9 protein-coding genes are annotated in these 12868 nt (G+C 42.7%); 5 read left to right on the top strand and 4 right to left on the bottom strand.

What is annotated here, in order from left to right; all coding sequences use genetic code 11:
- On the bottom strand, window positions 1-1341 hold the full coding sequence (locus tag UH38_RS04200) for a TldD/PmbA family protein (protein WP_045053381.1): 1341 nt from the start codon (window positions 1339-1341) through the stop codon (window positions 1-3).
- Between the two features lie 166 nt (window positions 1342-1507).
- Complete coding sequence (locus UH38_RS04195) at window positions 1508-2989, bottom strand: TldD/PmbA family protein (protein ID WP_200892285.1); 1482 nt, start codon at window positions 2987-2989, stop codon at window positions 1508-1510.
- A gap of 207 nt (window positions 2990-3196) precedes the next feature.
- Here UH38_RS04195 and UH38_RS04190 point away from each other — a divergent pair, with 207 nt between their 5' ends.
- Together UH38_RS04190 and UH38_RS04185 are read left to right on the top strand one after the other, a co-directional pair.
- A complete protein-coding gene (locus UH38_RS04190; protein ID WP_052672251.1) occupies window positions 3197-4339 on the top strand; it encodes a PDDEXK family nuclease in 1143 nt (380 codons plus the stop codon).
- A 147-nt stretch (window positions 4340-4486) separates the two neighbouring features.
- Complete coding sequence (locus UH38_RS04185; protein WP_045053380.1) at window positions 4487-4816, top strand: hypothetical protein; 330 nt, start codon at window positions 4487-4489, stop codon at window positions 4814-4816.
- Here the strand turns inward: UH38_RS04185 and UH38_RS04180 are convergent.
- Window positions 4813-6024: a DUF790 family protein gene (locus tag UH38_RS04180; RefSeq protein WP_045053379.1), complete on the bottom strand. Its 1212-nt coding sequence runs from the start codon at window positions 6022-6024 to the stop codon at window positions 4813-4815. The genes UH38_RS04185 and UH38_RS04180 overlap by 4 nt on opposite strands.
- Window positions 5954-7468: a DEAD/DEAH box helicase gene (locus UH38_RS04175; RefSeq protein ID WP_045053378.1), complete on the bottom strand. Its 1515-nt coding sequence runs from the start codon at window positions 7466-7468 to the stop codon at window positions 5954-5956. Before UH38_RS04175 ends, UH38_RS04180 begins: the two co-directional genes overlap by 71 nt.
- Before the next feature lie 270 nt (window positions 7469-7738).
- Between UH38_RS04175 and UH38_RS24645 the strand changes: the two genes are divergently transcribed.
- Genes UH38_RS24645 through UH38_RS04160 form a run of 3 tightly spaced genes read left to right on the top strand, consistent with a single transcriptional unit; the run spans window position 7739 to window position 12808 of the window.
- Window positions 7739-11533, top strand: coding sequence for a CHASE domain-containing protein (locus UH38_RS24645; protein WP_052672250.1), 3795 nt, complete (start codon window positions 7739-7741; stop codon window positions 11531-11533).
- A gap of 28 nt (window positions 11534-11561) precedes the next feature.
- A complete protein-coding gene (locus UH38_RS04165) occupies window positions 11562-12239 on the top strand; it encodes a chromophore lyase CpcT/CpeT (RefSeq protein WP_052672249.1) in 678 nt (225 codons plus the stop codon).
- Window positions 12236-12808 carry a Uma2 family endonuclease gene (locus UH38_RS04160; RefSeq protein WP_045053377.1) on the top strand — a complete coding sequence of 191 codons (573 nt, stop codon included), beginning with the start codon at window positions 12236-12238 and terminating at the stop codon, window positions 12806-12808. Before UH38_RS04165 ends, UH38_RS04160 begins: the two co-directional genes overlap by 4 nt.
- Window positions 12809-12868 lie beyond the last annotated feature (60 nt).

The following is a 12868-nucleotide window of genomic DNA, read 5'->3' as shown; positions in this document are numbered from 1 at the left end:
TTACTCGCCAGCGATCGATAAGTTATCAACCCAGACTCTAGGGCAAATTCCCCCTGGAGTTAGTTCTGCTTCCTTTTCGATATAAATAATCGATTGGAACAGTTCTAAAATATCTCCAGCTACCGTTGCTGACTCAATACTCGTTAGTTTACCATTGCTGACGAGCCAACCATCAAAAGGCAGTGAGAAAGAGCCTTGCAAGGCTTTTACGCCTGCGTGCAGAGCTTGTAAATCGTCGATGAATATGACATTTTCGGCGTTATCTAAGCTATATTCCCGTTCGGCTGGAGTTTCACTTGTGACATGATAAAAGTGGGGACTTACAGACACCTTAGCGCCAATATTAGCGTGACCTGTAGGTTGAGCGTTCATGCGTTTGGCTGTACCCGCACTGTGAATAAAATTGCTCAATACGCCATTGGTAATTATTGGCAATCTGCGCGTGGGCGTACCTTCCCCATCAAAAGTTTCGGCGGCGACGTTGTCTGGATGCAAGGGATCGTCGTAAAAGGACAATAGTGGCGAAGCAATTTGCTTGCCTAAAGATTCGGGTGTAGATAAGCTTTGTTTGTCGAGAATATTTTGAGCGTTAAATAAATTAGAGAAGGCACTTAATAGGCTCAGAAAAGCATCGGCTGAGAAAACTACCCGATATTTGCCTGTCTTGACTTTTTCGTAGTTTAAATGACTAACTGTTTTATCTGCCGCCTCTTGCAAGCAAGATGAAATATCAAGCTGAGGGAGAGAACGGCTGATGCGAAAAGCGCCAGCACTACGTGGTTTTTTGCCTTCTTGCTCGGTTCTAGTATAAAGATAAACTGACGCGTATGAACGCGCTTCGTTACGTCTTGCACCGCCGCTATTGAGGTAAAATCTATTGACATCCCTTTGAGATAAGCCATTATAGGGTACGCTTGCGATCGCACTATGGGCTGCAAGTAAATCTTTCTCGGCTTTGATTAGCGTCTCAATTAGCTCCGATACAGGCGCTTGGGGTGCAGTTTCTTCAGTTTTGGCAGCAATTGGTGTAGTTGCTTCGGGGCTAAAATCTGGGATATTGTCTTTAACTCCAAAGAAGCTAGCTTCGTAGGCTGTCTTTAATGCTAGTTCTAAGCCTTTGGGGTCTACATCGGTTGTGCTTGTGACTCCCATTGTATTATCGGTATTCCACACGCGCACCATAACGCTAGAACGGTTTGAGGCTTTGACTTGTTTTGGTTCTCCGGTGTCTACTTGGACGCTAGTTTCGTCTACTGAGGAACCGTAGATATCAAATTTTTTAATGCCAAGTTGTTCGGCACTTGCTTGGGCGTAATTTGCAAGTTCGGTAATATTTGCCATGCTATTAGACCTGTTGGAAATTGATAATTTTCGATTTGTCGGCGCGTTTTTGCAATTGATAATTTTTGCGTTACCCGCCAGATATAGAGACGTAGCAGTGCTACGTCTCTACATAACGTTGACGGTTTTAAACTGGTAACTGGTCACTGGTAACTGGTCACTGTATTTATCTGCCGCCTATGGTGATACCATCTACCTTGATATGTGGTTGCCCAACTGTTACGTAAATGCTGCCACTGACTGAACCGCAAAAACCCGCAGCTAACCCTAAATCTTGAGAACACATCGAAATCTTATTCATGATTTCTGTGGCATCACCGATTAAAGTTGCGCCTTTGAGGGGCTTGGTTACTTTACCGTTTTCAATTAGATAAGCTTCGTCTACAGCAAAGTTAAATTGCCCTGTCGCGCCGACACTACCGCCGCCCATTTTCTTGCAGTAAATGCCTTTATCGATAGAAGCAAACAAGTCCTCTGTCGTATATTCGCCAGGAGCAATATAGGTATTACGCATCCGAGACGCTGCCGCAAAGGTATAATTTTGCCGACGACCGCTGCCAGTTCTGGGGTGTCCGGTACGCATAGAACCTGTGCGATCGCTAATAAAATTCTTTAATATACCTTTTTCAATTAATAAGGTACGTTGGGCGGGCATTCCTTCATCGTCCATATCAATTGTGCCAAAAGCTTCTGATGACAGTCCTTCATCCCAAGCTGTCAGGCTTTCGTGGGCAATTTTTTCCCCTTTTTTATCAGCAAAGGGTGTAGTTTTTCGCTCAATTTGCGTAGTTTCCAATAAGTGTCCGCAAGCTTCGTGAAAAATTACGCCGCCAAACTGATTTGCCATCACAATCGGATAATTGCCCGATTCTATATAATCGGCGTACAGCATTTTTCCGGCGGATTCAGCTACTTCTTGGGCTGTTGCTTCGTAGTTCCAAGTTCTGAGGAAATCTGGCTTGCTAGTATCGCCGACGCGCTGGTTGATTGCGGCGCGATTTGCGCCATCAGCGCACAACAAACTGTATCCTACTGATTGGCTGAGGCGAATGTCTCTTGCAAAAGTACCGTCACTAGCAGCAATCAAAACTTCTTGCCAATCGCGAAAATAAACTGCCCTTCTCGATTGGACATGATTTGCTTTGAGTTTTAGCTGGGCGTTAGCATCTAGCAATACTTCGCCCATTTCACGCATAGAGCTACATTGCGAAAGCCAAGTTTCTTTATTTTTTTTAATAGCGTAGTCTCTAAGAATCTCTAGATTAATTTCTGGGATGTAAGCATTGGGACTAGGTAGTTGCAGTCCGAGAATAGATAGACCTTTTTCGAGAGCAGCTTTCAGTCCGTTGAATGATAAATCGTTGGTACTAACATAGCAGTCAGCTTGACCGCGAAATACTCTTACTCCTGCACCCGTAGACAATCGCGGCGAGATGCTCGTAATTGCGTCTTCTTCTGCTTGACAATTGATATAGTTGGTTCGCTCTAAGAAAAATTCGATAAAATCAGCACCCGCTGCACGTCCCAAACCCAGCAGAGTAGATAAGGGAGCTTCCCAGGTTTCATCAAAGCGATCGCTTGTGGAATTATAGTGCAGGTCAAGTAGTTCTTTCGATAGTAGGGTACTTGGGTAGGTCGATAGCATCATCAGGTCTAGTGCGTCCTTGCTAAAAATTGACTTATAAAGCCTGGCTGAACTCAGTCTAACAAACTGCCTTAAGTCATGTTGGATAGAATCTGTCGTTCTAACTGCTCAAAATCCTAAAAAATTTATCTGTATTAGCTCGTGACTCAATACTGTTAGTTTTTTATATAAACAGGGCTTAATAGAATTGCAATACAGCACAGTGATTAAATGCCCCGTCAAATTCGTTACAGCAAAATAGCGAAAGATATTCGCCATATAGTTGCACAACAAGAAAACTTGCACGCTAAAGCGAGACAAAGAGCAGTAAATGGACAAGCAATTAGAATGCCTCCATTAAATAAATTAGTTAAGATATCAGGCAATACATGGCAGTTTGCCAACGAAACAGCTTTAGAAGACTTTATTTGGGATAACTTGAACGTTATTTTCGATTTAATACCTCTTGAGCGCCAACGTTCTATTAATGGTGAACGATGCGATATTATCTCAGTTTCTCAAAACAAGCAGCTAGTAATATTTGAGCTTAAAAACTCTCAGGATAGGGGAATTGTCCAGCAATTAACTCGATACTATGCCAATCTTGTTAAAGAGAAATTATTTGATGCAGATTACAATCAGCCTGTTAAGTTGATTGCAGTTACTCCAAATTTTCATAAACACAATTATATCGACAGAGAATATAGCAAGCTATCATTTGAGTTCATTGAGTTTAAGATTGCCATAAAAAGAGATGACAAACTATACCTTGAGTTAAAAAATGTAGATACAGGACAAACTTGGGAATCTCAGATTGCTTACTCTTCAGAGGGAGTACATAACATTAAAGATCATCTACCACCTATTCCTAGCGTATTGGCGAAGATGATTGAACCGTGTTCGCCTGAACAAAAGCAAATAATATTGCAGGTTAGGGAAAGAATTTTATGTTTTCATGAGCGTATTCAAGAGATCAAAGGAGCAACCTTTGTTCAGTATGGTAGAGGCAAAACTAAAATATGTGCTGAGATACGGGCAAATAATAGTGTTGAAATGCGAAATATGGGTTTTAATCCTACACTATATTTATACTTGCCCATACCAGACCGTAGAACATCGCGTACTTTGAGTAATGACGGCTCTAATAAATCGCATAGACATTCTTTAGGTAGAATGAAAATTTGTTCTTCTAGTAAAGACTGGAAGACATTGCCTCTAGATTTTAGTGTTGCTGCATATATTCCGCCTGGTAAGCGAAGTTCAATAGGTAGCTACAGCATGAAATCATTCGATCCATTTATATTAAATAAAGCTGACTGCGATTTGAATACACTTATTGATTTAGCACTGCAAAGTTGGCTTAACAAGCTTTAGTTTATTATGAAAGAAAAAGCCAAAATAATTTTGTTTATGGAAAATTACATCATGGAGTGGTTAAATAGTTAGTGACAGATGGAATATCTGTATTTTGCCTAAAATTTATTCTCACAAGTCTAATAAAGCAGCAATCAGATAAAACAAATGGAAGTCGATCGCCTAAACAGAGTTGAAGATAACTTGCAAACCGTTACAGATATATTAGTAGCAGTTGCTAGACGTGCTGAAGCGACGGATGCACGAGTAGACAGGCTGGTAGAAACTCAGGAAAGGATGCAAAGTCAACTCGACCAATTAAGGGCAGATGTTGACCATCTAAGGGCAGATGTTGAAATTACAGTTGAAACGATTGTTGCCCTCTCTAGCAATACTAATGCTACTTTAGCTTCTATCAATGCAACAATAGAGCGCCAAGACCGAGTTCTCGATTATTTAATGCGGCGCGATCGCAACTTCGATCCGCCTTCATTTTAATCTAATACTGCCAGTACAGCTTTAGGCAATAACTTATCTTTAAACCAGATAATTTTTGCTGGAACGTCTGTTAAGTTTACGCCAGCTTTTTCTAGATTCAAGCGCTCGGAAATAGCCAAAATTAGATCGTTACGTTCAGCACGACGTACTTGAGCGAACTTTTTTTGCAGATATTCTGGTCGCCAATAACCGACAATTTCTAATAAAAAACTTCGTCCGTCAGGATGCACTAAGCGAAAATCAGGAATCATCACGCTCCCAGGAATCGGCACTAAATCGACTTCCCGCTCTAACACCCATTCTGACTTTAAAGTATCCCAGCGCCCAGCAAAAGCTTCTTCTAACATACTGTCATAAGGCTTACCTGGCGGATAGTGAGACACCAAATTGCACTCAGAATCGAGGCTAAATCTGCCAGTTTTCCAGTTATTCGTGTAAAAATCGCGAGTTTGTAAAGTAGCGCTTAGACTCCACTTAGTAACGTGTAAAAGTGCTGGAATCATTTTAGCGATCGCCAGCCCATAGCGCGTACTAGGTTTAAACAAGCTAGTAGCCCCATCAATTGTAATTGTAAACCCGCGATCGGCTTCGCCCTCAATATAAGCCATCAACTGAAACAACTTCAGATAGCGAAACAACAGCTTATACTCTCCTGGTACATTACGATGAGCATTTAAGACTAACTGACTTGCTCGATAAAATACGCCTTGCACCTGAGAAAGATTGTATTTGTGCAGCAATTCTTCTGGTGTAGGTTCATCAAAGTTAGTCAACACCTTATTTTCTGCCAAGTCTGCATAAAGTCCGTCCTGAATTTGTGCAGGTATAACTTCTCTATCTAATTCCTGGCTAAGTTGCAAAGCTAATTTATCTAGAGTTTGACTGCTTTGAGCAATACTAGGAACGCTTAACGCCGATAAACTAAATACTCGTTCTCTCAGCAATGAAGGTTCTAAAGGACTGACAACTTCAAACTCGCAAGCACTTTTGAGCAGATGAGCTAGTCCCCGTTTGAGGCGATAATCAGGACTATCACCTTCTAATTCTTGCAACAGCCGATCTAGTTCGCCTTGAGTACCACCCCGCGCCGAGCCAAAACAATTAATTAATTGCGAAGCAATAGCTAAATTTTCGGCATCAATCTTCAACCTCTTCGGAATTATCGCTTCTCCACTCAACCGATGCATCAGCAACTCGCTTGGTAACATTTCCCCCTACTCCGTAAATAGGCACAATTTCTGATGGGTTTTCTGGCTGTGGGAGACGTAGCAGTGCTACGTCTCTACGGTGTGCGTTGCGCCTTCTTGTTGATGTCCTCTCTTCGCTGGTATCTTCTGCTATTACTTCATACATCAGGGCTAATTTATCGCCATGTCCCTTACGCAGCACTCGCCCTAATCTTTGCACGTACTCCCGCACTGAACCTGTACCAGATAAAATAATTGCTACTTTTGCTGCTGGTACGTCTACACCTTCGTTGAGAACGTGAGAAGCAACTAAAGCTTTGTATTCTCCCTCTCGGAACTTAGTCAAAACCTCATGGCGTTCTTTAACTGGAGTTTGGTGAGTAATAGCTGGAATCAAAAACTCTTGAGAAATTCGATACACTGTGGCATTGTCTGCTGTAAAAATTAGCGTCCTTTCAGGGTAATGCTGGGCTAGTAACTCGCTTAAAATCCGCATTTTGCCATCAGTTCCCAAAGCAATCTCTTTTGCTTCTCGGTGTGCTAGCATTGCCCTACGTCCAGCAGCAGAACGGGCGCTGGCTTGCACGAATAATTGCCAGCCTTTGAGACTGCCTAACGAAATTTTGGACTGCTTTAAAAATGTATTGCGATCGCAGATTAACTGATTGTATCTGTCGCGCTCTTGCTCGGACAGCTTTACCTTAATTTGCACGACTTCATGATTTGCTAGGGCTTTTCCGGCTAATTCTTCTGCTGTTTTGCGATAAACTTCTTTGCCAATCAAGGTATTTAAGTCTGCGTGTTTGCCATCGGTACGTTCTGGCGTTGCTGATAGTCCTAATCTGTAGGGTGCGATCGCATATTCAGCAATTACTCGATTAAAATCTGTGGGCAGGTGGTGACACTCATCAAAAATTAGCAGCGCAAAGCGGTTGCCGAGAGCTTCAGCATGAATTGCCGCGCTGTCATAGGTGGCAACTAATATTGCAGTGCGATCGCGCGATCCTCCGCCTAATAGCCCCACCTCCGCATGAGGAAATGTTGCCAGTAATTGCGCGTACCATTGATGCATTAAATCTATAGTTGGCACAACTATTAAAGTGCTGCGCGGAGTAGCCTGCATTGCTAGCAGCGCCAAGTAAGTTTTCCCTGCTGCTGTAGGTAGTACAACCACCCCTCTACGCCCCGCTTGTTTCCAGGCTGCTAGCGCTTCGCTTTGATGGGGATAAGGTTCTCTATCTGTGCTAGCAAAAAGTTCTATAGTTTCAAAAGCTCTAGCATTATCGACAAAATTGGTTTGTTCTGCTTGCAATACTTCCACAAATGGGCGGTAGTAGATAGCAGGTATGCGAAACTTCTCTACGCGATCGTCCCAAGTCGCATAATCCACCCAAGCTTTACCTTTAGGCGGCGGATGCACGATTAAAGTACCGCGATCGAAAGATAGTGTAGGAATACGAGCCATCAGTAACAGTAAGGGGTACGTAAGGGGCGGCATTTTTGGGAAGAAGGATTCATCCCAAAAGATGCCTTCGCAATGCATTGCGCCCTTACTCTTGCAGATCGTTCTATAGGAGTTTTTAAGTATTTGTATCTATTCCTTTAGATAGATTCATGAGTAAAGCGCTGCAAAATAAGTGAGAATCGAAGCCACAATATTGATTGAGCAACAGTTCATCTAAGTGTAGTCTAAAAGTCTTTTGCAACTGTAACACCAGCTAAATCGCTAATTTCAATGGAGCCAAAATTACCATCTAAACCTCTTAAAAATCGGGCGTGGATTCCTTACTTTGTATTAGCGATCGCTCTGTCATTCACAGCAGCGACTACTTCTTATGTAACAAGAACAGCCAGAACCAAAGATAGATTGAGGTTTGAAAATGCGATCGCCCGCGCTCAAGACGATATTATCAATCGCTCGGAAACTTATATAACTTTACTGCGTGCTGGTAGTGGTTTATTTGCTGCTGATAGTAACATTAGCCGCAGCCAATTTCGTAATTTTGTCAATCGTCTCAAATTGCAAGAGCGCTATCCTGGGATTCAAGGAATAGGTTATTCGCTGCGGATACAGCCTCAAGATAAAGATAAATTAGTTGCCGCGATGAGACAACAAGGCATTGCTAATTTTAATCTCCGCCCTAGCTATCCCCGCAGCGAGTATCATGCAATTATTTATTTAGAACCGCAAGATCGGCGCAACAAAGTAGCGATCGGCTACGATATGTTTACCGAACGGACGCGCCGCGCTGCAATGGAACGCGCCCGCGACACTGGTTTAGCCGCAGCCTCCGGTAAAGTCACGCTCGTACAAGAAATTGACAAACAAAAACAAGCTGGGTTTTTACTGTACGTACCTGTTTATCGCAATGGCGACGTACCTAACACAGTAGCCGAACGACGCGCAAATTTAATTGGTTTCGTTTATAGCCCGTTTCGCGCTGACGATTTGATCCAAGGGGTTATTCCAGCCAAACAATATCAGGGAATTGCCTTGGAAATTTATGCAGGGAAAGATATTAACTCCGAAAATTTGCTGCATCGCTCAACAGCAAATGTTGATAACTCTTCTTACCAACCATCTTTTCAAGCAGTAGAAACCATAGATATAGCTGGAACTGCTTGGAGTATTGTTTTTAATTCGCTACCAGAATTTGCCTCAAGTTCGGAAAGCAGGTTCGTACCCTATATTGGCTTTGCTGGTATAGCGATCGCTTTAATTTTGTTTGGTATCACTCGCAGTCTAGTCACCGCCCGCAACACCGCAGAATCATCGACAGAAGCCTTCAGAGAAAGCAGTACCCGTTTGAGATTTGCCCTTGATGCGGCACAATTAGGCGACTGGGAGCTAGAATTAGCAACGCAAACTGCCAAACGCAGTTTAAGGCACGATCGCGTCTTTGGTCATGAAGAATTACTACCAGATTGGAGCTATGAAATTTTCTTACAGCACGTCCATCCTGAAGATCGCGAGTATGTAGATCGCAAGTTTCAACATACCTTAGCAACCAATGAAGATTGGAACTTTGAGTGTAGAGTAATTTGGGCAGATAAAAGCATTCATTGGATTTGGGCAACAGGAAGCGTTTATCGCGATGCTCATGGTAATCCCATTCGGCTGATCGGAATAGTCAAGGAAATTAGCGATCGCAAGCTTGCTGAAGCTGCTATCAAAGCTAGCGAAGAACGCTATCGAGCATTTATTAGCCAAAGCTCAGAAGGGATTTGGCGTTTTGAACTAAAACAGCCAATTACTATAGAAACTCCTGAAGAAGAGCAGATCGAGCAATTTTATCAATACGGCTATTTAGCTGAATGCAACGATGTCATGGCGCAGATGTATGGTTTTAATTCTGCTGCAGAGCTTGTAGGAGTAAAACTAGGAGAATTATTACCACAATCAGAAACACAAAATATTGAATACCTGCGGAGCTTTATTCGTTCGGGATACAAGCTAAATGCCGCAGAGTCTTGTGAGGTAGATGCCCAAGGCAAAGCAAAGTATTTTTTAAACAATCTGGTGGGAATTGTCGAAAATGGGTATTTAGTAAGAGCTTGGGGAACCCAGTTAGATATAAGCGATCGCAAACAACTCCAAGAGTCACTAAAACAAAAAGCAGTAGAACAAGAAGTCTTACTAAGTTCTATTCCAGCAATGGTTTATTACAAAGATGTAGATTTAAAATACATTGCTATGAATCGCAAAGCTGCGGAACTAATCGAGCGATCGCAAGATGAGATTGTGGGAAAAACAGACTACGACTTTTTTCCCTATGCAGAAGCAACAGCATTTTGCCAAGAAGATCGCGAAGTTATAGAATCAGGCAAACCCAAATGGAATATTGAAGAAGCAGTAACAGGCGCAGATGGTAAAACAAGGTGGATGTCAACATCCAAAACTCCCTATGTAAACTCCCAAGGAGAAGTTACGGGATTAGTAGGCATTACCTTAGATATAAGCGATCGTAAACTAGCCGAAGAAGAACGCGATCGCTTTTTTACGCTTTCGCTCGATTTGCTTTGTATAGTTGGAGTTGATGGTTATTTCAAACGCATCAATCCCGCCTTTGAAAAAATCCTCGGTTATAGCGAACGAGAAATATTGACGCAACCGTATATTAATTTCGTTCATCCTGAAGATCGAGATGCAACCCATGCCGAAGCAGAAAAGCTAGCTGCTGGCGAACTTACTACCTATTTCGAGAATCGCTACAAGTGTAAAGATGGCAGTTATAAATGGCTAGCATGGACTGTTGTACCTGTAGTAGAAGCAGGTTTGTTGTATGCAGTCGCCCACGATATTACTAATCGCAAAACTGCAGAAATGGAACGCGAACAGCTTTTGCGCTCCGAACAAACAGCACGTGCTACAGCAGAAGCAGCAAATCGCATGAAAGATGAGTTTTTAGCTACTCTTTCTCACGAACTGCGTACTCCTTTAAATGCAATGGTAGGGTGGGTGCAATTATTACGCACCCGCAAATTTGATGAAAATACTACAGCCCGCGCTTTGGAGACGATAGACCGCAATACAAAATCGCTCAAGCAACTAATTGAGGATATTTTAGATGTATCGCGGATTATTACTGGAAAAATTCGCTTAAACTTCTCAACGATAGAACTTCAGCCAGTAATCGCCGCAGCGATTGAAACGGTACAACCAGCAGCATCAGCGAAAAAAATTCAGATAGAAACAATTCTCGATCCTGCCATCAAACAAGTATTTGGCGATGCTAGTCGCCTGCAACAGGTATTTTGGAACTTACTATCTAATGCTGTCAAATTTACACCCAATAATGGGCGCATTAAAGTCAAACTAGAAATAGTAGAATCTCGCATCCAAGTTCGCGTTAGCGACAGCGGACAAGGGATCGAACCCGACTTTCTGCCGTATGTATTTGAGCGTTTCCGCCAAGAGGATGGCACAACAACAAGAAATTATGGCGGATTGGGATTAGGTTTGTCAATTGTCCGTCACTTGGTAGAACTACATGGCGGTACAGTACGAGCAGAAAGCCCAGGTGTAGGCAAAGGAGCGACTTTTATTGTCAATTTGCCAATTAGAGCAATGCTCAATCCTAGCCAAGAGTTAGAGCAGGAACAACCAATTGTCATTAGAGAACAGCCAATATTCTGTTTACCTTCGTTAAGTGAGTTGCAAGTATTAGTTGTAGATGATGAAGCGGATGCGCGAGATTTAATTAGTATCGCCCTATCAGAGTATGGAGCAGAAGTAACAACAGCAGCATCAGCAAGCGAAGCATTAGAAAAAATTACCCAATCCAACTTTGATGTATTAGTTAGCGATATTGGGATGCCAGAGGAAGATGGTTATACTTTAATGCAAAAAGTCAGGGCGCTAAACCCAGCACAAAAAGGAAAAATTCCCGCCATTGCTTTAACGGCTTATGCTAGAGCCGAAGATCGCACCAAAGCTTTACTTGCAGGGTTTGGGTTGCACGTACCCAAGCCTGTAGATCCAGCAGAATTAGCTGTTGCGATCGCCAATTTAGCAGGTAGAAGTGTCTAGTATGGAATAAAGCAATTTTTCAGCACTTGTGAATAAGACAACTATATTAATCGGTACTTTCTTAGTAGCTACAGCAACACCTAGTTACGCTCAAGCTAATGTTAGCGTTCCTATTGGGCAGCAAGTAAAGGAGGTAGTAACGCATTTAGTAGGCGTAATGGATACATCAGCACAAGCAACAGCAACTCCAGGCGCTCCCAATGTCCGCATTACAACTTGTCAAGTTCAACTGCAAGCCGCAGATATCAACCGTCCTCAAGCTGTTTTTCTTTATCAAGAACAAGCATTAACAAAGCAACTTAACAAGCCTTACCGCCAGCGATTTTTGCGAATTGCGCCTACACAAGATAATCGTCAAGTTGAATCGGCAGCATTTAGACCGAGAACGCCGGAAAATTGGACTGGTTTATGTAGTAAACCTCACCAAGAGAGAGTTATCAGCAAAGGCGATTTATCACCTTCTACCTGTAGCGTATATTTGCAACGTACGGGTAAAAACTATGTGGGCGAAACAGCAGCAGGCGGTTGTCCGAGCAAGTTTCGCGGTGCAGCGAGAATTACCAATCGCATCATTCTGCATCAAACAGGTATGGATACTTTAGATCGCGGCTATGATGCTGCTGGGAAGCAAATATGGGGAGCAAAAGAGCGTCCTTATCAGTTTCGCTGGTTGAATGTTGTTAAGAAAGGAGCGATCGCCAAATGACTGCTACTGTAATAGAACCCAAAATCTATACTGCTGAAGAATACCTAGCTTTGGAGGTAGAGTCAGAAACTCGCAATGAATATCGCAACGGAGAAATTGTCCCCATGACTGGCGGTACACCTGCTCATAATGAAATCATAGGCAATCTGATTTTTATACTCAAGGCTGCTCTCAAGGGCAAACCATACAGTATATTTGTTACCGATCAAAGGCTTTCGATTCCAGAGCGCAATATATACGCATATCCTGACGCGATGATTGTACCGCGCCCTATAGAACTACAACCAGGGCGCAAAGATACAGTCATCAATCCAATTTTAATTGCTGAGGTACTGTCTGACTCTACCAAAGCCTACGATCGCGATGAGAAGTTTGCCGCCTACCGGACAATTGCTACATTTGGAGAATATTTGCTCATCGACCAATCGCGTTTGCACGTAGAACAATACGTGAAACAAAGCGCCAATCAATGGCTATTTACCGAGTACAACGGTCAAGAGGCAATTTCACTGGCGACAGTTGCAGTAGAAATTAACCTTGCAGACTTATATGAAAATGTTGAGTTTTAGCAGAATATCTAGCCTAAAGCAGTTAACCTAAGCCGCACCTTTTAGCAACTACCAGCAGCT

The sequence above is a fragment of the Aliterella atlantica CENA595 genome (genome assembly GCF_000952155.1).
Classification (GTDB): domain Bacteria; phylum Cyanobacteriota; class Cyanobacteriia; order Cyanobacteriales; family Chroococcidiopsidaceae; genus Aliterella; species Aliterella atlantica.
Note: the sequence above shows the minus strand (reverse complement) of the source record. Positions and strands in the feature narration are given on the sequence as shown.

Coding starts and splice junctions, on each gene's coding strand:
- UH38_RS04200 (WP_045053381.1), bottom strand. CDS start 1,341: ATGGCAAATATTACCGAACTTGCAAATTACGCCCAAGCAAGTGCCGAA.
- UH38_RS04195 (WP_200892285.1), bottom strand. CDS start 2,989: ATGATGCTATCGACCTACCCAAGTACCCTACTATCGAAAGAACTACTT.
- UH38_RS04190 (WP_052672251.1), top strand. CDS start 3,197: ATGCCCCGTCAAATTCGTTACAGCAAAATAGCGAAAGATATTCGCCAT.
- UH38_RS04185 (WP_045053380.1), top strand. CDS start 4,487: ATGGAAGTCGATCGCCTAAACAGAGTTGAAGATAACTTGCAAACCGTT.
- UH38_RS04180 (WP_045053379.1), bottom strand. CDS start 6,024: ATGTTACCAAGCGAGTTGCTGATGCATCGGTTGAGTGGAGAAGCGATA.
- UH38_RS04175 (WP_045053378.1), bottom strand. CDS start 7,468: ATGGCTCGTATTCCTACACTATCTTTCGATCGCGGTACTTTAATCGTG.
- UH38_RS24645 (WP_052672250.1), top strand. CDS start 7,739: ATGGAGCCAAAATTACCATCTAAACCTCTTAAAAATCGGGCGTGGATT.
- UH38_RS04160 (WP_045053377.1), top strand. CDS start 12,236: ATGACTGCTACTGTAATAGAACCCAAAATCTATACTGCTGAAGAATAC.